Origin of the sequence: Cryobacterium sp. TMT2-4 (assembly GCF_004402575.1) — a bacterium.
In the GTDB taxonomy this organism is placed as follows: Bacteria; Actinomycetota; Actinomycetes; order Actinomycetales; family Microbacteriaceae; genus Cryobacterium; species Cryobacterium sandaracinum.
In genome coordinates, this window is sequence record NZ_SOGE01000044.1 from 55767 (window position 1) to 74368 (window position 18602).

General features: G+C 66.1%; 19 protein-coding genes and 1 tRNA gene. 7 read left to right on the forward strand and 13 right to left on the reverse strand.

Annotated elements, in window-relative coordinates; translation table 11 throughout:
- Window positions 1-51: 51 nt before the first annotated feature.
- Genes E3O54_RS15455 through E3O54_RS15460 form a run of 3 tightly spaced genes read left to right on the forward strand, consistent with a single transcriptional unit; the run spans window position 52 to window position 1691 of the window.
- A complete protein-coding gene (locus E3O54_RS15455; protein WP_134401972.1) occupies window positions 52-885 on the forward strand; it encodes a class E sortase in 834 nt (277 codons plus the stop codon).
- A gap of 9 nt (window positions 886-894) precedes the next feature.
- Entirely contained in the window at window positions 895-1056 is a 162-nt protein-coding gene (locus E3O54_RS16455) for a DUF4175 domain-containing protein (RefSeq protein ID WP_146067669.1), read from the forward strand.
- Window positions 1053-1691: an aminodeoxychorismate/anthranilate synthase component II gene (locus tag E3O54_RS15460; protein ID WP_104100628.1), complete on the forward strand. Its 639-nt coding sequence runs from the start codon at window positions 1053-1055 to the stop codon at window positions 1689-1691. Before E3O54_RS16455 ends, E3O54_RS15460 begins: the two co-directional genes overlap by 4 nt.
- A gap of 24 nt (window positions 1692-1715) precedes the next feature.
- On the opposite strand, the gene pknB is transcribed toward E3O54_RS15460, so the two are convergent.
- The 7 genes from pknB to E3O54_RS15495 all read right to left on the reverse strand — a co-directional run bounded on the left by pknB (window position 1716) and on the right by E3O54_RS15495 (window position 10594).
- Entirely contained in the window at window positions 1716-3425 is a 1710-nt protein-coding gene (gene pknB, locus E3O54_RS15465) for a Stk1 family PASTA domain-containing Ser/Thr kinase (RefSeq protein WP_134401973.1), read from the reverse strand.
- A 63-nt stretch (window positions 3426-3488) separates the two neighbouring features.
- On the reverse strand, window positions 3489-5192 hold the full coding sequence (locus tag E3O54_RS15470) for a protein kinase (RefSeq protein WP_104100626.1): 1704 nt from the start codon (window positions 5190-5192) through the stop codon (window positions 3489-3491).
- The gene (locus E3O54_RS15475) at window positions 5189-6640 is read right to left on the reverse strand and encodes a penicillin-binding protein 2 (RefSeq protein WP_104100625.1); all 1452 of its coding nucleotides are present in this window, start codon (window positions 6638-6640) and stop codon (window positions 5189-5191) included. The genes E3O54_RS15470 and E3O54_RS15475 overlap by 4 nt, the downstream gene beginning before the upstream one ends.
- Complete coding sequence (locus tag E3O54_RS15480) at window positions 6640-8046, reverse strand: FtsW/RodA/SpoVE family cell cycle protein (RefSeq protein WP_104100624.1); 1407 nt, start codon at window positions 8044-8046, stop codon at window positions 6640-6642. Before E3O54_RS15480 ends, E3O54_RS15475 begins: the two co-directional genes overlap by 1 nt.
- Window positions 8030-9259, reverse strand: coding sequence for a PP2C family serine/threonine-protein phosphatase (locus tag E3O54_RS15485; protein WP_104100623.1), 1230 nt, complete (start codon window positions 9257-9259; stop codon window positions 8030-8032). Before E3O54_RS15485 ends, E3O54_RS15480 begins: the two co-directional genes overlap by 17 nt.
- A gap of 4 nt (window positions 9260-9263) precedes the next feature.
- Window positions 9264-9848, reverse strand: a complete 585-nt coding sequence (locus E3O54_RS15490; RefSeq protein WP_104100622.1) for an FHA domain-containing protein — start codon at window positions 9846-9848, stop codon at window positions 9264-9266.
- The gene (locus tag E3O54_RS15495) at window positions 9845-10594 is read right to left on the reverse strand and encodes a DUF3662 and FHA domain-containing protein (RefSeq protein ID WP_104100621.1); all 750 of its coding nucleotides are present in this window, start codon (window positions 10592-10594) and stop codon (window positions 9845-9847) included. Before E3O54_RS15495 ends, E3O54_RS15490 begins: the two co-directional genes overlap by 4 nt.
- 239 nt (window positions 10595-10833) lie before the next feature.
- Here E3O54_RS15495 and E3O54_RS15500 point away from each other — a divergent pair.
- Window positions 10834-10917 (forward strand) — tRNA-Leu (locus E3O54_RS15500).
- A 232-nt stretch (window positions 10918-11149) separates the two neighbouring features.
- Here E3O54_RS15500 and E3O54_RS15505 read toward each other — a convergent pair.
- Window positions 11150-11476 (reverse strand): hypothetical protein, encoded by a 327-nt coding sequence (locus E3O54_RS15505; protein WP_134375257.1) that lies wholly within the window; start codon window positions 11474-11476, stop codon window positions 11150-11152.
- Window positions 11477-11599: 123 nt separating this feature from the next.
- Here E3O54_RS15505 and E3O54_RS15510 point away from each other — a divergent pair, with 123 nt between their 5' ends.
- Window positions 11600-12106 (forward strand): DUF4395 domain-containing protein, encoded by a 507-nt coding sequence (locus E3O54_RS15510; RefSeq protein ID WP_166784794.1) that lies wholly within the window; start codon window positions 11600-11602, stop codon window positions 12104-12106.
- 126 nt (window positions 12107-12232) lie between these two features.
- Here E3O54_RS15510 and E3O54_RS16530 read toward each other — a convergent pair whose 3' ends face one another.
- Window positions 12233-12592: a cytidine deaminase gene (locus E3O54_RS16530; protein ID WP_174720234.1), complete on the reverse strand. Its 360-nt coding sequence runs from the start codon at window positions 12590-12592 to the stop codon at window positions 12233-12235.
- Window positions 12593-12726: 134 nt separating this feature from the next.
- Between E3O54_RS16530 and E3O54_RS17425 the strand changes: the two genes are divergently transcribed.
- Window positions 12727-13080 carry a hypothetical protein gene (locus E3O54_RS17425; RefSeq protein WP_370248069.1) on the forward strand — a complete coding sequence of 118 codons (354 nt, stop codon included), beginning with the start codon at window positions 12727-12729 and terminating at the stop codon, window positions 13078-13080.
- 114 nt (window positions 13081-13194) lie between these two features.
- On the opposite strand, the gene E3O54_RS15525 is transcribed toward E3O54_RS17425, so the two are convergent.
- Both E3O54_RS15525 and E3O54_RS15530 read right to left on the reverse strand, forming a co-directional pair.
- Complete coding sequence (locus tag E3O54_RS15525; RefSeq protein WP_134401974.1) at window positions 13195-13692, reverse strand: hypothetical protein; 498 nt, start codon at window positions 13690-13692, stop codon at window positions 13195-13197.
- Window positions 13661-14419 carry a DUF222 domain-containing protein gene (locus E3O54_RS15530; protein WP_134401975.1) on the reverse strand — a complete coding sequence of 253 codons (759 nt, stop codon included), beginning with the start codon at window positions 14417-14419 and terminating at the stop codon, window positions 13661-13663. Before E3O54_RS15530 ends, E3O54_RS15525 begins: the two co-directional genes overlap by 32 nt.
- Window positions 14420-14618: 199 nt before the next feature.
- Here E3O54_RS15530 and E3O54_RS15535 point away from each other — a divergent pair, with 199 nt between their 5' ends.
- Window positions 14619-14900 carry a helix-turn-helix transcriptional regulator gene (locus E3O54_RS15535; protein ID WP_134401976.1) on the forward strand — a complete coding sequence of 94 codons (282 nt, stop codon included), beginning with the start codon at window positions 14619-14621 and terminating at the stop codon, window positions 14898-14900.
- Between the two features lie 261 nt (window positions 14901-15161).
- On the opposite strand, the gene E3O54_RS15540 is transcribed toward E3O54_RS15535, so the two are convergent.
- Both E3O54_RS15540 and E3O54_RS15545 read right to left on the reverse strand, forming a co-directional pair.
- Window positions 15162-17537, reverse strand: coding sequence for a hydroxymethylglutaryl-CoA reductase, degradative (locus E3O54_RS15540; RefSeq protein WP_134401977.1), 2376 nt, complete (start codon window positions 17535-17537; stop codon window positions 15162-15164).
- Window positions 17534-18601, reverse strand: a complete 1068-nt coding sequence (locus tag E3O54_RS15545) for a mevalonate kinase (protein WP_134401978.1) — start codon at window positions 18599-18601, stop codon at window positions 17534-17536. Before E3O54_RS15545 ends, E3O54_RS15540 begins: the two co-directional genes overlap by 4 nt.
- Between the last annotated feature and the right edge of the window lies 1 nt (window position 18602).

Genomic DNA, 18602 nt, shown 5'->3' on the forward strand with positions numbered 1-18602 from the left:
CCGGCAGGCGCCCGGCAGAGAGGACCCACCTCCCCGATTAGAATTGAGACCATGTCCGAGCGAGCAGATCAGCCTCCCGCAGAGGCGACCCGCCACGCCCCCCGCCACAAGAGTCGCCCGCGACTCAGTGCCGTGGGGATCATCGGCGAGGTGCTCATCACGGCCGGCGTTCTCGTGCTCGCATTCCTGGGCTGGCAACTCTGGTGGAATGACATGATTATGGCCGGTCAGCAGTCGAAGGCGGCGGCCGAGATCAGCCAGACCTGGATTGACGACGAGCGGTCCAGTCGCGATCAGGCCGCGGATACCCCGCAGACAACCGACCCGGGGGAGTCGGCCCCGGCCGACTTCGGTGACCCGGTCGTCCGTGAGGCTCCCCCCAGCGCCCAATCCTTCGCCGTGCTCTACGTGCCGCGATTCGGGGCGGACTATCACCGGTCCATCGCCGAGGGGATCGGTAACAATGTGCTCAACAGCTCCCGGTCGGGGATCGGCCACTACCCCGACACCCAGATGCCCGGTGAGGTCGGCAACTTCGCCCTGGCGGCGCACCGCAGCGCTAACGGCGGTGGCATGCACCTGATCAACGAACTCCAGCTGGGCGACGCGATCTACGTTCAGACCGCCGACGGCTATTACACCTACCGGTTCCGCGACCTCGAGTACGTCGCCCCGACCGCGGTCGATGTGATCGCGCCGGTGCCGCACAATCCGGATGTGGCGCCCGTCGACCGGTTCATCACGCTCACGAGCTGCAATCCCCTGCTCTCCACGGCCGAGCGCATCATCGCGTACGGTGTTCTCGAGGCGTGGCAACCGACATCTGCCGGCCCGCCGGCCGAAGTCGCGACCGTTATCAATGCCCAGGCCCAGGCCCAGGGCTAGGAGGCTCGGATGTACGCTGCTCTCTGGCGGGTTCTGCCCGGACCGGTCTGGCTCCGGATCGTGCTGGTGTTCGTGTTGCTCACAGCCATGTTGTTCGTGCTTGCCACCTGGGCGTTCCCATGGGTGGATTCCATTGTCAACAATCAGGAAGTCACGGTAGGAAGCCCATGACCCGCATCCTCGTCATCGATAACTACGACAGTTTCGTCTACACGCTCAACGGCTACCTGATGGAGCTCGGAGCCGAAACGGTCGTGCTGCGCAACGATGCCTTCGAGCCGGAGGAGGCCGCGGCCCGCATCGCGGAATTTGACGGCGTGCTCATCTCACCCGGTCCCGGCAAGCCGTCCGACGCCGGCGTCTCCGTACCGATCGTGCGCGCCGCCCTCGGTTCCGGCCAGCCCCTGTTCGGCGTCTGCCTGGGGCACCAGGCGATTGCCGAGGCCTTCGGGGCCACGGTCACCAACGCCGAAGAACTCATGCACGGCAAGACCAGCCTGATCACGCACGACGGCAGCGACTTCTACGCCGGCGTGCCGCAGCCGTTCTCAGCGACGCGGTATCACTCGCTCGCCGTCGTCGACGGCACCGTGCCGAGCGACCTGATCGTCACCTCACGCACGCAGGGCGGCGTGATCATGGGGCTCCGGCACGTGAGCGCCCCCATTTTGGGTGTGCAGTTCCACCCCGAGTCGGTGCTGACCGAGGGCGGCTACCTGATGGTGGCCAACTGGCTGGCTCTGGCCGGACTGCCCGGCGCCCGGAAGACGGCCCAGGGGCTCACTCCCCTGCTGAAGCTCAGCTGAGGCAGTCAGCCGCCGGGCCGGGACTCAGTCGGCAGCCGGGCCAGTGCAGTAGACCAGCGTAACCTCGGACTTCTGGGGCACGTCGCCCGGAGCGAGGGACTGCTGGGTCACCGGCGAGCCATCCCGCTGGGGACATGTCTCATCGGGTGTGGGGATGGGGAACAACTGCACGTCGGCTGCGGCGAGCATATCGATCGCCGCGCTCAGGAGCTGACCCTCGAGGTCGGGGAGGGCTACGAGGCCGCTGGAGACGATGAAATCGACCGTGACACCAGTTTTTTCCGTCGTCGCGGCGACTGGGTCGGTTCGGAGCACCAGACCGGCGGCGATGGTCGGAGAGTTCTCCCGAGTGACCGACCCCGCGGTGAGGCCGAGGTCCGTCACCGCGGTCTGGGCGTCGGCGAGGGGCAGGTTGGTGACATCCGGAACGTCGACCGGCTGGGCGCCGGTGGAGACATAAACCTCGATCAGGTCGGTCGGCTGGGCGATCGTGCCTGCCGGAGGGTCTGTGCGGATCACCTGGTCCTTGGGCACCGTGGCGCTGGCCTCCTCGGCCCGGATCGCGGCCAGGTCACGGTCCAGAAGTGAATTCTGGGCGTTCTCATAGCTGAATCCGGTGAGCGACGGCACCCGGCGCGAGTTGTCGGGCAGATCAACGCTTGGCGTGAGGCTGAAGGCCCAGATCATGACGGAGAGCACGATGACGATGACGCTGAGGATACCGGCCCAGATCCAGATCACGGGTGGGCGGCGCTGCGTGCGCACCATGGTTTCGTCTTCGGTGAGCTGCTTGAGCGCGAGCTCGGAGCCGGAAGCCGCCAGCGGGGCAGCAGCGAACAGCCCGCCGCTGGAGTCATCGGACGTGTGGTACTCCGGAATCTGCCCTGACCCGGCCAGCTCGACGTCGGTGCGGAACTCCACGGCACTCTGGTAGCGCGTGAAACGGTCCTTCGCCAGGGAATGCAGCACGACGGCGTCGAGTGCGGGGGACACCCGGGAGTTGATCGAGCTCGGTTCGACCGGGGCTTCGCTGACGTGCTGGTAGGCGACGGCCACGGCGGAGTCACCGCGGAATGGAGGGCGACCGGCGAGCATCTCGAACAGGACCACGCCCGTGGAGTAGAGGTCGGTGCGGGCATCCACCGATTCACCCTTGGCCTGCTCGGGGGAGAAATAGGAGGCGGTGCCCAGGATCGCCGTGGTCTGCGCCACGGTCGTCGAGGAGTCGGAGATGGCCCGGGCAATGCCGAAGTCCATCACCTTGACCTGACCTGTCTTGGTGATCATGATGTTGCCGGGCTTGATATCGCGGTGCACGACGCCCGCGCGATGAGAGTATTCGAGGGCTGTCAGAACGCCGACGATGATGCGAACGGCCTCGTCGGGCTGAACCGCGCCCTCGCGGATGATGTCCTTGAGCAGTCGACCGTCGACGTATTCCATCACGATGAACGGGATCTGCGATTCGTGGCCGCCGATCTCGGAGACAGACTCCTCGCCCGCGTCGAAGACGCGCACGATGGTGGGGTGAGCCATACGGGCGGCCGCCTGCGCCTCCTGGCGGAAGCGGGTGCGGAATGCCGGGTCGGCGGCAAGCGATGACTTGAGCAGCTTGATCGCGACCGTGCGGCCGAGCCGGGAATCGGTGCCGATGTGCACATCGGACATTCCACCTCGCCCGAGGAGCGCACCCACCCGGTAACGACCGGCGAGCAGACGGCCTTCATCAGTCAAAGCATTACTCCCAGCTCGCGCACACAGTTCACCGTATTTTAGCCGTACCTTCCTGAGCCTCCGCTACGCCGCCGGGGTGACGGTGACAGGTGTGCTGGACTTCGAGTAGGCCGATGCGACCTGGCCGCAGATGTAGCGGAACTTGACCGTGAAGGTGCCGGCGTCGGGACCCGCGGTGATCTTCGTAGAGGTGGCGTCCGGGCTGATCGGGCCGGGGGAGACGGCGTCGCCGTCGGCCACGACCTCATAGCCGGAGAGGGTCTGGCCGCTTGGGCAGGACTGTGCAGCCCAGGTGACCGTGGCCTCTGCTCCGGCGGCGACCGAGGCGGGGGCGACGGTGGGCGCCGCGGTCGGGTCGTCGGGGGTGACGGCGGGGGCGTAGACCGTGACCGTGATCGTGGAACCCTTCGTCACCGGGCCGGTGGGGTTCACGTCGTAGACGGTGTCGGCGATCTGCTCCGGGGTGGTGGCCGCGTTGCCGGCTTGGACATCCGCTACGAATCCCAGCCCGGACAGCTTGTCGCGCGCCTCCGTGCTGGTCAGTCCCTGGTAGTCGGCCAGACTGACTTCGACGGTGTTGCTCGTTGGGGTCGGCGATGGCGCGGGGGTCGCCGAGGGGGTGGGCGTTTTGCTCGGGGACGGAGTCACCGATGCCGGTGCCGACGTGGTCGGCGTCTCCACCGGCGTCGTGTTGTCCTGTGTGAACAGGGCGATCAGGGTGCCGGTGAGTACGAGCGCGAGCAGGCCGATCAGGCCGATCAGCGGCCAGGTCCACGGGCTGCGCTTCTTTTCCTCGGGTTCCGCCGTCGCGGAGGCACGCGTCGCGGGCGCTCCGGTGGGCAGCACGGTCGTGGCCTGCATTCCGCCGGCGCCGGGCATCAACATGGTCGCGGAGGTGGGCGTGACGCCGTTCATGATGGCAGGCACGGATGCCGCAGCGGCCGCGATGTCGCCGCGGCGGAGGGCTGCGGCGGCACGGGACAGGTGCGCGGCCGAGGCCGGACGGTCCGCGGGGTTCTTGGCCAGGCAGGAGATCACCAGGTTGCGCACCGGCTCCGACACCGTGTCGGGCAGGTCGGGGGCGGTCTCATTGATCTGCGCCATGGCGATCGCGACCTGGGACTCGCCCGTGAACGGCCTGCGGCCGGCGAGGCTTTCGTAAGCGACGATGCCGAGCGAGTAGATGTCGGTGGTCGGCGAGGCGGAGCGGCCGCTGGCCTGCTCGGGTGAGAGGTACTGCACGGTGCCCATGACCTGGCCAGTCGCGGTAAGCGGCACCTGGTCGGCGATGCGGGCAATGCCGAAGTCGGTGATCTTGACGCGGCCTTCGGGCGTGATCAACAGGTTGCCCGGCTTGATGTCGCGGTGCACGAGTCCGGCGGCGTGCGCGGCGTGAAGTGCGGCGGCCGTCTGGGAGACGATGTCCAGCACCTTGTCCGCGGGGAGGACATGCTCGCGCTCGAGGATGGTGGACAGTGCTTCACCGGGTACGAGTTCCATCACGAGGAAGGCGCTGCCGTCTTCTTCGCCGTAGTCGAACACGTTGGCGATGCCTTCGTGGTTGACGAGCGCGGCGTGACGGGCCTCGGCGCGGAACCGCTCGAGGAACCCAGGGTCACCGAGGTACTCGTCCTTGAGAATCTTGATGGCGACCGTGCGACCGATTACGAGGTCGATCGACTTCCAAACCTCGCCCATCCCGCCAATGGCGATCCGGGACTGCAGCTCGTATCGTCCCCCGAAGGTGAGCCCTGATGTGGGTCTCATTTGTTCAGCACCGCCTCTAGTACTTCCTTTGCAATAGGTGCGGCAAGCAGATTGCCGTACCCTGTCTGGCCAAGTCCCCCGCCATTTTCAACGAGAACGGTGATCGCATATTTCGGATCCTCCGCAGGAGCGAATCCGGTGAACCACAGGGTGTAAGGCTCGTCCTCGGCGTTCTCCGCCGTGCCCGTTTTACCTGCCACCTTAACCCCGTCTATTCTTGCATTGCTGGCGGCGCCATCCTGGACTCCGTTGACCATCATTTGGTTCAGTGTTGCCGCCGTTTCGGCGCTCATCACCCGTTTCATTGCTTCCGGCTCGAAGACCTGAATCGGACTCAGGTCCGGTGCGGTCACCTTGTCGACGAGGTTGGGCGTCATCAGCTGGCCGCCGTTGGCGATCGCGGCTGAAACCATCGCCATCTGCAGGGCCGTCGCACGGACATCCGTCTGGCCGAAGGCCGAGAGTGCGGTCTGGGCGTCGTCGAGAACCGTGGGGTACACGCTTTGAGACACGTCGAGGGGGATCGAATAGTCGCTGTTGAAGCCGAACTTCTCGGCCGTGTCGCGAATGGCCTTGTTGCCCAGCTGCAGACCTAGTTCGGCCAGTGGAATGTTGCAGGAGAGACGCAGGGCGGTGGCGAGAGTGACGGTGTCCCCTCCGCCGCAGGTGCCGCCGCCGGAGTTGATGACGACCGCCGACGAGCCGGGCAGCTGGTACGTGGGCGGGTTCGGGAAGGTGCTCTCCGGGGTGAACTTGCCCGATTCCAAGGCGGCCGTCATCACGACCAGCTTGAACACCGAGCCGGGTGGGTTGAGGGTTTTGGTGGCGCGGCTGAGCAGCGGGTTACCGTCGTCGTTCAGCAGCGACTGATAGTTGTCGGTGACCTGCTGGTTGTCGTGCACGGTGAGCAGGTTCGGGTCGTAGCTGGGCTTGGAGACCAGGGCGAGGATGCGACCGGTCGCCGGCTCGGAGACGACGACGGAGCCGGTGAGGTCGCCGAGGGCATCCCAGGCGGCCTGCTGCGCGACCGGGTCGATCGTGACCTCCACAGAAGCCCCCTTGGGGTTCTGGCCGGTGATCAGGGCGTTCATCTTGTCGAAGAACTGGGCGTCGGACGTTCCGCTGAGTTCGCCGTTAAGGGAATGCTCCAGCCCGGTGGGCGCACCGTTGAGCGGAATGAACCCGGTGATCGGGGCGTAGAGCGGCCCGTTGCTGTAGGTGCGCTGAAACTTGTATTCATCGTCGGCGGGCATCGACTGGGCGATCGGCTCGCCCGCGACGAGGATCGGACCGCGTTCGACGGAGTAGCTGTCGTAGAGCGTGCGGGTGTTGCGGGCATCCGCGGACAGGCTGTCTGCCTGGAAGACCTGCACGATTGTCGTGGAGACGAGCAGGGCCACGAACATGAGCATGACCACGATGCTCACTCGTTTGAGTTCACGATTCATCAGACCACCAGCCTGGGTTGGTTGCGCACCGTGTCGGACAGGCGCAGGAGCAGGGCCACGATGATCCAGTTCGCGACGAGGGAGGACCCGCCGGCGGCGAGGAAGGGTGTGGTCAGACCGGTGAGGGGAATCACACGGGTGACGCCGCCGATCACGATGAAGCACTGCAGGGCGATGACGAAGGAGAGACCCACGCCGAGCAGCTTGCCGAAGTCGTCATTGCCGGCGAAGCCGATGCGGAAGCCGCGCGCGACGAGGAGCAGGTAGAGCGCGAGGATCGCAAAGATGCCGGCCAGGCCGAGTTCCTCGCCGAGGCTGGCGATGATGTAGTCGCTTTGGGGGACGGGGGTGATCTCTGGACGCCCCTGGCCCAAGCCCGTGCCGATGAGCCCGCCCTTGGCGAGACCGAAGAGCCCCTGCACCAGCTGGTAGCTGCCGCCGTCGGCCCCGTAGACATCCGGGTTGAGGGCGTCGAGCCAGTTCTGGAACCGGCCGTTGACGTAGTCCAGGGTCTGGCTGGCGATGAGGGCACCGCCGAGGAAGAGGGACATGCCCAGCAGCACCCAGCTGAGGCGGCCGGTGGCCAGGTAGAGCATGACCAGGAATAGACCGAAGTAGAGCAGGGCGGTTCCGAGGTCGCGCTGGAAGATGATCACGGACATGGACAGCGCCCAGACGACAAGGATCGGGCCGAGGTCGCGCAGGCGCGGGAAACGCATGCCAAGAAATTTCTTGCCCACCATGGAGAGGCTGTCGCGGTTGCGCACGAGGTAGCCGGCGAAGAAGACGGCCAGGGCGATCTTCGCGATCTCGCCCGGCTGGAAGGTGGCGAAGGATCCGACGCCGATCCAGACGCGCGCCCCGCTGACCTCGCGGCCGAGGCCGGGAACGAGCGGGAGCAGCAACAGTGCCACACCGACGAACCCGGCGATGTAGGTGTAGCGGAACAGCACCCGGTGGTTGCGGATGATCAGGATGACCGCGATCGCGCAGCCGATGGCCAGGGCGCTCCACACGGTCTGGCGTACGGAGGCGCTGGCCCAGCCGGACTCTTCGTTGGCCAGGTCGATGCGGTAGATCATGGCGATGCCGAGGCCGTTGAGCAGGGTGGCGATGGGCAGGATGAACGGGTCGGCCTCGCGGGCCACGACGCGCAGCACCACGTGCATGGCCAGAACCAGCACCGACAGGCCGGCGCCGAGCAGCACCAGTGTCGTGTCGATTCGGCCGAGCGCGCCGAGCTGCACGAGCACAACGGTGGCCGCGTTGATGCCGCAGGCGATGAGCAGCAGGACCAACTCGAGGTTGCGCAGCTTCTGGGGCAGGTGCAGTCGGCGCACGCGACCTGTGCGGGGCGGGCGCGCAGGCGCATCCGTCGTCGTGGACCGGTTACTGGACGCTGGCATCTTGGAGCCGTTCGACGATGAGCAACGCATCCGCGAGGGAGGTTGCGCTGATGGTTTTTTCGACCTGCTGCCGGTCGTAGACCCGCAGTTCGGACAGCTCCAGGTCGGTGTCCTCGAAGACGGAGGACAGGGAGAGGGGGCCGAGGTCCTGCTGCACGCCCTGGAAGATGGCGACCGTGCTGCCTTCCACCCCCACGTAGTAACGGGACTGGGTCCACCGGTAGCCGAGGAAGCCGGCGCCGACGATGGCCAGAATCAGCAGGATGATGCCGACCAGCCAGGTGATCTTGCGGCGGCGGGCCCGGCGATTGTCTTCCTCGATCAGCTCCGAGAGATAGTCCTGGGAGTCAGGCTCGAAGTGCGTTTCACGCACGGGGTGCAGGCGCAAGCTCGACATGCGCAGCGCCCGGCCGCGGGTGGGCTCCTCGCCGAAGGCGAGGGGAGCGGATGCCGACCCAACCACGGTGGGCATGTCGATGCGTTCGGCGGGTGAGCCGATGTCGACGACGACGATGGTGACGTTGTCAGGGGCTCCGCCGTCGAGGCTTTCCTTGACCAGGCGATCGGCCACGCCCTGGGCGTCAAGTGGGCTGAGCAGGGCCGCGGCGATGCCCGAATTAGAGACCACGCCGCTGAGCCCGTCGGAGCAGATCAGCCAGCGGTCACCGGGGAAGGTCGCAAGGATGGAGGTGTCGATCTCCGGCGCCGATTCGACGTCGCCCAGCACGCGCATGAGCACCGAGCGGCGCGGATGCACCATGGCTTCCGCCTCGGTGATGCGGCCACTGTCGACGAGCCGCTGTACGAAGGTGTGGTCGATGGTGATCTGGGAGAGTTCGCCCTCGCGGAGCAGGTAGATGCGCGAGTCACCGATGTGCGCGATCGCCACCTCGTCTTCCAGCACGATCAGCGCGCTGACGGTGGTGCCCATGCCGGTGAGTTCGGCGTGCTCGAACACGGTCTCGGCGAGCTGCGAATTCGCGGCGATCAGCGCCGCCTGCAGGGCGAACTCGGCGTCTTGCGGGGACTGGAAGTCCCGGTCAGCATCCATGATGCGTTTGGTGGCGATCGCCGAAGCGACGTCGCCGCCGGCGTGCCCGCCCATGCCGTCGGCAACCAGGAAGAGATGGCGCCCGGAATAGCCGGAGTCCTGGTTGTTGGACCGAATCTTTCCAACGTGGGACGCGGCCGCGCTGTGACTGACTGTCGCCATGCAGCTACCGCCGAAGCTCGAAGCTGGTTGCGCCGATCTTGACGGTGGTGTTCAGGGGGACCGGGGTCGGCACGGCCAAACGGTTGCCATCCAGGAAGGTGCCGTTGGTCGAATCGAGATCCTGGATCATCCACTTGTCATGCCAGAGCATCAGACGCGCGTGGTGGGTGGACGTGTAGTCGTCACGGATGACGAGGCTCGAGTCGCCCGACCGCCCGATCGTGATCGAGTCGCCGGTGAGCGGGAACTCAGTGCCGGACTTCGGGCCGGAGGTGATCACGAGGCGGGTCGCGTTCTGGCTGGTGGCCTTGTCGTCCACGGCGGTGAACGCCGGGCCAGGCCGAGCCGTGAACTGCTCCGTCGGCGCGGAGGCCGCGGCGGCGGGAGGCTGGGTGGCGCTCGGCACGGGCGTGGCGCTCGGGAACGCGGCGGGCGCGCCGGCCGAGCCAGCGACATCCGCCTGCATCTTGCGGGCGCGCTGGCCGAACAGGTCGCTGCGCAGGGCATAGACGATGCCGAAGATGAAGAGCCAGAGCACCAGCAGGAAGCCGAGGCGCAGCACCAGCAGGGTGAGCTCACTGACGCTCATGCGGTGGGTCCCCAGAATCCGTCCATGTCGTGACGTTCGCGGCCGCCGTCGCGGTGACGCTCGGTCACCGGCTCGGAAGAGGATGCCTGCGCGATGACCCGGAAGACGATGCGGGTGCGGCCGATGGTGACGACTGAATCGGGCTCGAGGATGGCCTGCGTGACCGGTGAACCGTTGAGCTGGGAGCCGTTTGTCGAGCCGAGGTCGCGCACCTGGGCACGGGAGCCGTCCCAGAGGATCTCGACATGCCGGCGAGAGGTGCCGGAGTCGTCGATGGTGATGTCGGCGTCGCTCCCGCGGCCGATGACGGTGTGCGACTGCGTCAGCGGATAGCGCTTGCCGTTGACCTCGACCACGGGGATCCAGGCGACGCTGCCCTTGATCGTGCTGGAGTCGATCTGGACCATGCCCTCACTGAGGCCGCGATCCGCGGACAGGGTGATCGAGACGCCGCCGGCGAACTGGTAACGCTGCTCGCGGCCGTGCAGCTGCACGAGTTCGGTGAGTTCGTCGAGGAGGGTCTGGCCAAGGGCGGACATGCGCTGGAAGTCGGCATGGCTCATTCGCACCGTGAAGCGATTGGGCGCGAGAATGCGATCGCGGGACACGACCGCTGCTTTTGTGTCGAGTTCGCGACGCAGTGCTGAGGTGATTTCAACCGGTTGCAGCCCCGACCTGAAGGTCTTGGCGAACGCACCGTTGACGGCGCGTTCGAGACCCTTTTCAAAACTATCCAGAATGCCCACAGGTCTCCCGATCCGATCCTTTCGGCTATGAGCATGTTACTTGTCTCAAGTGTTAACTCACCCGCCGGGCAATACCCGGTGAGGGTTGTCATCCTACGGGAGCCAGTCCGGGTCACCATGTCGGGCGCATATCGGGCGCGTGTTCAGGATGTTCGGCACGCCGCGAAGACCTGTGTTCGCGCGGCCTGCCTGTCTCGAATGGCGTTGTGCCCTCGGAAAGTGCTAATCTGCCTAAGTTCGCGCGAGTGGCGGAATTGGCAGACGCGCTGGCTTCAGGTGCCAGTGTTCGAAAGGACGTGGGGGTTCAAGTCCCCCCTCGCGCACAGTGGATGTTTCAGGAAATCCAGGAATGGTTGTCATGAAATCCAAGTGGACAGGTCGGTTGAGCAGAAATGCTCAGCCGGCCTTCTTCTTTTAATGACTCAGTGCGCGTTCGGTGGCCGTTTTAACGCTCGCCGCTCGGGGGTTTGCGCTTTAAACGCCAATCAGCCTGCTGGTGGGCAAGCTGAAGCGTTCGGTGCGCGGGGTGACGTTCGGAATTGGCGTTGGTTTCTGCTACTGCGGCGGTGCCAGGGCGGGAAGTGCGCTGTGTTTATTCAACGGTGTTCCGGTGGCTTCTTTGCGTCGGTGTTCTCGGGAGAGACTCTCGCCGCTGTCACGTTCGGCGGTCTTCACGAAGAAGTCGAATATCTTCCGCAGGTTCGATGACACGGCGGCGATGGTCGCCGCGAGGTAATTGAAGGCGAACTTCTGGAGGTGCTTCACGGCCAACCGGGGGTCCTGATTCCGTTCGGCTGGGGCTCCGGCATCCATCGGGATGGTGACGGTCACTGGTGTGACGGGTCTGGTGACGCGCTTGCCACTGGCACGGTCGATTGCCATGTAGGTGCCGGGAGTAGGAGTGAACACTCATTGCCGGGCCGGAGGCATGGGTTCGATATCCTAGGAACATTGAGATGTCCTAAGAAAAGACGAATAGCCCCTATCTGCGAAATGGGGTTGCCTATGGCCAGCATCAAGGAATCGAAGGTGGCGGCACTGAGAGAACTAACGAAGACCAATCTGGATAAGCAGGGATTCGGAGGCCTCGATGATGAAGCCAAGTCTTGTTACGCATGGCCCCTACGATTCACACCGGCAGTGGGCACTGTCTTGATCGTTCTCGGATTGATTTTGCAGTCGCCTATCATTCTTGGATTGGGTGCAATCGTTCCTCTCACAGGGGCACTATTTCCCCGTGGCATGATTCTCGATCTGGTCTATAACTTGGTCGTTCGCCATATGTTTCGCGCTCCGGCGCTTCCCCCCACGCCGAGTCCACGACGGTTTTCCTACCTGCTGTCCACCGTGCTACTTGCAGGTGCGGCCTTGTCCTTCTATTTCGGATTATCAGCGCTGGGAATCGTGCTGGGAGGAATGGTAGCTCTCGGCGGCACAATTCTCACCACGACCCATTGGTGTCTCGGATCGTGGTTGTACAGACTAATTCTTCCTCACGCAGCAGCAAGGTGAAAAGGTCGGGTCCACGCCGCAGAACCACAGCTCGGTCGGGTTGCCTCATCAGGAACTGTCAACGGCGTTATGGGAAGCTATCCGTTCGTGAGGCACCCGGCCGTCCCGTGACAACTCATGGTCGAACTAGCCAGCAACCGAGCTCGCCGCATCAGCGGTCGCTTTCTCTTCGGCAAGAACTTGGCGATCGCGGCCGCACGGGATGTTCACGCCACGCCGACTGTCGCCCACGGCGACAATCGCTGTTAGCTCGCGCGCTCCGGAGGTTCGTGCTGATCCCAACGCGACGAGCTCAGCGCAGGGGCCACCCGTGAAATGATAAACGTTGACGCCGACGTGGATATGTCCCGTGGCATCACAAACGGCAGCCCTGACTGTGTGTACGCCGCCTTCAACGTCCGTGTTGGCGCCAATTGCCTCTTCCGCTTTCGCTTTCGCTTTCGCAATGAGTTCCAGGTCGTCACCGGTGAGTTGGCGCACATCCATTCCAGCATTCGCTGTTGGGACGCCCGTCGCCGACGTATGTGCTGGATCTATATCTACCTGGTGCCCGATAGCCGGACGTTCACCGATCAAGGGTCACCGGCACGAACCGGGCGCGGCCAGGACTACGAGAAGCGCTGGCTGCATGCCGGGCCGGGGACACGCTTGTGGCCACCAAGCTCGACCGCCTCGCCCGGTCACTGCGCGACGCGAAAGACTTCGTCGATGACCAGAAACTGCACCACACCACACACGGGTGTAGGCGGTTCAGGAAGGCGTTCCAGCTTTCGTGGCGCTCGCGGGCGCTACAGCGCGGTGGAGCCAGCGGAGGCGTGTCCCTCGATTCCATGAATTTTCAGAAGATTTTCGTCGAACGCCAGAGCATCGGCAAGATCATTCAGAAGAATCGCGAGGAACTACGCAACCAGCACACGGGGTCAGGCCGAAGTTTTGAGTTTTGCAATCAACCCACAGCGAACACGATGGGTTGATTGCCGTCCACCCAGTCGAACAGAAAGGCCCCCGAGAGATTGGGGGCCTTGTGTCGTTCCGGTAGTTTCAGCCCCGGTGGTCGAGCCCGTCGAGACCCGGCGACCCGTCCCGCCCTACAGGTTCGCCCGCTTGCTCGGCAGAGCGATCAGTGTCCGCTTCGGGTCAACCTCCACCGGTGGCCGCAACCAATGCTGAGTTCCGGTGCGGCTGATCGTCCAATGCTGGTTGTGCAGCAGCAGATGGTGGGGATGACAGAGGAGTACCCCGTCGGCGAGGTCGGTGTTGCCGTTGCCTTTCAACCACTCGTTGATGTGGTGGGCTTCGCTCCAGGCCGGTGATCTGTCGCAGTCGATCCAGAGGCATCCGCCGTCACGCACGGCCATCGCGGCGCGCTGTTTCTCGGTGAAGAGTCGTTCGTCGCGGCCGACGTTGATGATCTGCCCGTTGTCGTCGAATTTGATGCCGCGGGTGCCGGCGTCGCAGAGCAGCCGGTCGATGGTTTCCTGGGAGATGGGGAAAGGGTGGCCCTCGATCTGCCCGTGAGCGGCGGGTTCGGCCGGCCCGTGTTCGTTGACCTGCTTAGTCGAAGGTGGAGAGCACGAACTCGCCATCTTCGGGCGCGAACAGCCCGCTGAGTCGCACGTTGCCGTTGCCCAGCCGGTAGACCCGCAGGTAGCGGTCGTCGTCGGCCTGCTTCTCGCGGGCGGCGATGCCGGCCTCATCGAGCCGGTCGCGCATCCGTCTCGCCCGTTTGAAGACCTCGTCGGCATTCAGTGACGACGCCTCGGTGAGTAGCGCTTCGAGTGCCGCACCGAGCTTCTCGGCGGTGACCGCGGCGTCGATCTGGCCGAGCCCTGAGCGGATCGACTCGGCCGCGTCGACGGAGAGGGTTCCGGCGGTGACGGCCCGGGCGATCGGCGCCTGCCACGGCACCTTCGCCTCGAATTCGGCGACCTCGGCGGCATCCCTGTCGGGCGAGGAGAGCGCCGCCTCGACCTGCTTCTCGGCTGCTTCGGCATCAGCCATCATGGTGCTGACGGCGACCATTTTGTAGGCGTCGCCCTTCGAGGAGCCGGTCCACTTCTGGATGAGGGCCTCCGGCGAGAGAAACCCCTGCTGCGCCGCCAACCCGGAGTGGCCCAACTCCGGCCGGGACCGGCGGGCGATGGTGCCGGCCATCCACGCGGCGCGGGTGTCGAGCAGGCGGCGAGCCGCCGCGATCTGCTTCTGACCGGACAATACTGCGGCATCAGCCAGCGCCTCATAATCGGCACTCGAGGAACCCAGCAGGGCGACGGCCTCGGCCGCTTGCCTGAGGTCATCCGCGAGATTGATCATGATACGAGGATACCTCAAAGCGAACACAGAGTTGATAGTCTGTCAGTATTTAGAGACTCGATTCAGAGTTTATCTCGAAGGTTTGTTCACAAGTTCAGAGAGCGGCTCACCGGGTCTCGACCAGCCCGACCACCGTGGATTCGACTGACGGGTTGGGGTGGGCGATCCGAGGGGGACATCCGTCGTCTACGCTCGGGCTATGTCCAGACCGGCGCGACCTGCTCCCCGTGACCTCGTGGTGGGGTGGCCCGACGTGCCGTCGGCGGGCGCCGTCGGCGAGGTGGCCCGTCAGTTCGCGGTGAACGTGCAGGCCGCAATCGGCAAGCGGAGCGTGCGCGCCGTGGCGCGCGATGCCGGGCTCGACCACACGACACTGCTCTCGGTGCTGCACGGGCGGTCCTGGCCGGACCTGGCGACCGTGGCCCGTCTGGAGAACGGTTTGGGTGTCGACCTGTGGCCGGGGCGCGTGGGCCCGCCGTAGGGCCGCCGATTGAGACCTGCGCCGCGAGGCGGGCAGGCCGGCCTGGCAGACGTCGAAGATACGTCTATCCACAGCCTTGTGGATAACCTTGTGGACAGCAGAGTGAAATGTGGCTTTTGCCCGCATAATTACTGGAACGCCCGGTGTGGATAACTACGCGTGAAACCTGTGGACGACTGCCATAATCGACTTTTATCGCTGTCGGGAATGGCAAGATGCCCAGCTCCGAATACCTCAAATACAGGTTCGAATTTCGGGTGCTCAGCGAATCTCGGTGAGGTAAGTCGTGTAGCCGGCGCTGCGCATCGCGGTGATGATCGGCTCGGTGCCGCCAGGTTCGGCGATAGCGATCATGGCGCCGCCGCCCCCGCCACCGGTCAGCTTCGCTCCGAGGGCGCCGGCGCGGCGGGCGATTGCCACGAGTGACTCGATCTCCGGGCTCGACACCTGTAGCGCGTTGAGCAGTCCCTGATTGATGTTCATCAGTTCGCCGAGCTCGGCGATGTCGCCACGGCGGAGCGCGTCTACCCCGGCCAACACCAGCCCGTCGATCTGGCTGAAGATCGCGTCGTAACGCGCGGGGTTGCGCTGCCAGGCGCTGCGCACGAGGCCCACGGTCTGCTTCGTCAGCGACTCCACCCCGGACAGCCCGATGACGATGGGGATCGGGTGGGGAGTGAAGATGTCGCGGATCGTGTGGCCGCCCGGGGCATCCGATCTCTGGAAAAGAACCGACCGGCCGAAGGTGGCGACGGTGTTGTCGATGCCCGACGGGGTGCCATGCACGATCTGTTCGCACTCGAAGGCGAGGCTCGAGACCTCGGCGTCGCTGATCGTGAGCTGGAAGCTGTCGGCGACGGCGCGGATCAATGCCACCGCGAACGCGGCGGAGGCACCCAGGCCGCTGGCGCGCGGCAGGTGAGAGAACACGTCGACCCGAAGGCCGGCGTCGGGCACGCCGAGCCGGGTGACGATCAGCGCCGCCACCCGGTGCGAGAGGTCTGCTCGGATCGGTTCGCGCACCGAGCCGTCGACGTCCCGGTCGGCGATGACCGGTTCGCGGAGCGACGCCTGGCGGGTGACCTGCGCGCGCACCGACAGACCGATCGGCGCGGCGATCGCGTGGTAGCCGTAGACGACGGAATGCTCGCCCATCAGGATGATTTTACCGTAGCCGACGTGGGCATCCGAGCCGGGGGCGCCGGGGGTGAGGGCAGCAGCGCACGTGGCGGAAGCGCTGGGCGTAAGGGTGGCAGTGGGTGCGGGGTGAGCCGCGGGCAAGGCGACGACGGCGGCGGTGCCGTACCCGGCATCCGGCGCGGCCGGCTCAATAACCCGGTCGCCGTCACTGCTCTCTTCGAGGGCCTGCATGATCTGGCGCGCCTTCCACACCTTGATCTCGCCGTCGGCAATGAGCCTCTCGACGACCTCCTCGAACCGGGCTCCACTGGCGTCGGCGGCAGCCGCCACGGCCCGCGCGTGCAGGCGCATGTGGCCGTGCTGGATGCCGTTGGTCGACAGGGCCTTGAGGGCGGCCAGATTTTGGGCCAGCCCCACGGCGGCCATCACCTCGGCCAGCTCGGGCGCTGAAGACACCCCGAGGATCGTGTGGGCGAGCCGTACGGCCGGGTTCGACTCCACCTGGCCGCCGACCGTGCCGACCTTCAACGGGATGGTCAGTTCGCCGACGAGATCGCCGGCGTCGTTCACGCTCCAGGTGGTGAGCGGGCCGTAGCCGTCGCCGCGGCCGGCGTAGGCGTGGGCCGCCGCCTCGATCGCCCGCCAGTCGTTGCCGGTGGCGAGGGCGACGGCGTCGATGCCGTTCATGATGCCCTTGTTGTGCGTGGTGGCCCGGTAGGGATCCATGGCCGCGAACTCGTTTGCGAGCACGATACCGTCGCGCACGCGTTCGCCGGGGAAGTCGGCGGTCTCGAGCAGCGCGTGCGGGATCACAGCACGGGCGCGCACCAGGGCCCGGTCGGTGAGGTTGGAGAGGATGCGCAGGAACACGCGGCCGCCGCTGATCTCCTCGACCAGTGGGGCGAGCCGTTCGCACATCGAGTTGACGAGATTGGCGCCCATCGCATCGCGGGTGTCGACCAGCAGGTGCACTACGAGCAGTTCGCCGTTCTGCGCCGTCGCACCGCGCAGGAAGACCTCGATGCCGCGGGCGCCGCCGCCGCGCGCCACCATTTTCGGATGCCCGCTGTCGGCCAACGCCACGAGCTCGTCGCCGCGCGCGAGCAGGTCAGCCTGGGCGCGCTCGGGGTCGATAAGGTCGACGACCTGGATCTGGCCGATCAGCAGCGGCTCGTCGGCGACGCTCGTGAACCCGCCGGCCTGGCGCACCAGCCGGGCCGCGGAGCTGACCGCGGCGACGATCGAGGGCTCTTCGACCACCATCGGCACCAGGTGGTCCCGGCCGTTGATCTGAAAGTTCAGGCCGAGTCCCATCGGCATTGAGAAGACGCCGATCACGTTCTCGATCAACCGGTCGGCGGCCTCCACGTCGAGGGCGGACGTTCCGTCTGCGAGGTGCGCGGCGGCATCCGTCGACAGGACACCACGTTGCCGGAGGAGCGCGATGCGTTCACTGACCGACAACTGGTAGAAGCGGGGGATGCGGGACCGGCTCATGACGCGGTGCCTCCCTGTAGGCCGGCGGCGAAGAAGCCGAGCGGGACGATGGCGGCCCCGGCCCGGGCGAGTGCCCTGGCGAGTCGCTCGGTGGGTTCTCCAGCGTAGCTAAAGGCCAGACCGACGTCTCCGCCGCCGGCCCCGCTGGTCTTGAAGATGCCGCCCTTGCGCCGGGCGAGGGCGTGTAGTTCACGGTGTCGCTCGCTCACGATGCCGGCCTGGGCATGCGCGTCGAGTTGGGTGAGCGCCGCGAAGTAGTCGGAGGCGAGGCTCAGAAAATCGGCCGGGATGGCCAGCGCCGCCTCGGCCTGTTCGGCGAGGTGTTTCAGCCGGTCGAGGTCGGCCCGGTGCCGGGCGGGGTTCTCGGCAGCGTAGTCGGCCACGCGGCCCACCAGACGGGTGGTCAGCGCACCCTCGCCGGTGACGACGGCCGAGATACAGAGCTCCTCCGGCCAGCGCAGAGGCACCACTGCGGCACCCGGGGCATAGCGGATCAACCCGCCGTGCACGCTCGCGGCCACGTCTCCGCCGCTGCCGGCGCCGTTCTGCGCGCTGCGGTGGGCGGCGTGGGCCAGGCGGAACAGCTCGTCCCGGTCGAGCGTCAGGCCCAGGGCGCGGGCCAGGGCGTCGGTCAGGCCGGCAGCGGTGGCGGCGCTGGAACCGAGGCCGAGCTTGTGGCCGCCCCGGGACAGCGCGCTGCTGTCGATGGTGATGGCGAGCGGGGCCTGACTCTGCGGCAGCACCCGCGCCTGCAGCGCAGCGGCCTGCACGGCGACGCGCACCTGGTCGAAGACGCGGAGGTGGTCGCGCTGCTGGTCGGTGAGCCCGGCCGGGAGGGCGCCACCCGTGCCCAACACCAGGTTCCGGATGCCCAAATTGGACGCGCTGACCTGCCAGGAGCCCGTGGGTGACTCGTCGACCGTCACCTCTACGCGTCGGTCGACGGAGGTGAGCAGGGCCGGCGCGCCCTCGAGCACGGCGTACTCGCCCAGCAGGAAGAGCTTGCCGGGCGCGGACGCCCGGATCGTCGGCTTCGGCGGAGGCGTCGGCAGAGTCGTCGCCATG

Bases quoted from the DNA above. Each gene is read 5' to 3' on its own strand.
- E3O54_RS15490 (WP_104100622.1), bottom strand. From the start codon at position 9,848: ATGAGCGTCAGTGAGCTCACCCTGCTGGTGCTGCGCCTCGGCTTCCTG.
- E3O54_RS15510 (WP_166784794.1), top strand. From the start codon at position 11,600: ATGGCCAGCATCAAGGAATCGAAGGTGGCGGCACTGAGAGAACTAACG.
- E3O54_RS15480 (WP_104100624.1), bottom strand. From the start codon at position 8,046: ATGCCAGCGTCCAGTAACCGGTCCACGACGACGGATGCGCCTGCGCGC.
- E3O54_RS15545 (WP_134401978.1), bottom strand. From the start codon at position 18,601: ATGGCGACGACTCTGCCGACGCCTCCGCCGAAGCCGACGATCCGGGCG.
- E3O54_RS15460 (WP_104100628.1), top strand. From the start codon at position 1,053: ATGACCCGCATCCTCGTCATCGATAACTACGACAGTTTCGTCTACACG.
- E3O54_RS15475 (WP_104100625.1), bottom strand. From the start codon at position 6,640: ATGAATCGTGAACTCAAACGAGTGAGCATCGTGGTCATGCTCATGTTC.
- E3O54_RS15455 (WP_134401972.1), top strand. From the start codon at position 52: ATGTCCGAGCGAGCAGATCAGCCTCCCGCAGAGGCGACCCGCCACGCC.
- E3O54_RS15470 (WP_104100626.1), bottom strand. From the start codon at position 5,192: ATGAGACCCACATCAGGGCTCACCTTCGGGGGACGATACGAGCTGCAG.
- E3O54_RS16530 (WP_174720234.1), bottom strand. From the start codon at position 12,592: ATGGATGTGCGCCAACTCACCGGTGACGACCTGGAACTCATTGCGAAA.
- E3O54_RS15530 (WP_134401975.1), bottom strand. From the start codon at position 14,419: ATGATCAATCTCGCGGATGACCTCAGGCAAGCGGCCGAGGCCGTCGCC.
- E3O54_RS15525 (WP_134401974.1), bottom strand. From the start codon at position 13,692: ATGGCGAGTTCGTGCTCTCCACCTTCGACTAAGCAGGTCAACGAACAC.
- E3O54_RS15535 (WP_134401976.1), top strand. From the start codon at position 14,619: ATGTCCAGACCGGCGCGACCTGCTCCCCGTGACCTCGTGGTGGGGTGG.
- E3O54_RS15485 (WP_104100623.1), bottom strand. From the start codon at position 9,259: ATGGCGACAGTCAGTCACAGCGCGGCCGCGTCCCACGTTGGAAAGATT.
- E3O54_RS15540 (WP_134401977.1), bottom strand. From the start codon at position 17,537: ATGAGCCGGTCCCGCATCCCCCGCTTCTACCAGTTGTCGGTCAGTGAA.
- E3O54_RS16455 (WP_146067669.1), top strand. From the start codon at position 895: ATGTACGCTGCTCTCTGGCGGGTTCTGCCCGGACCGGTCTGGCTCCGG.
- E3O54_RS15505 (WP_134375257.1), bottom strand. From the start codon at position 11,476: ATGGCAATCGACCGTGCCAGTGGCAAGCGCGTCACCAGACCCGTCACA.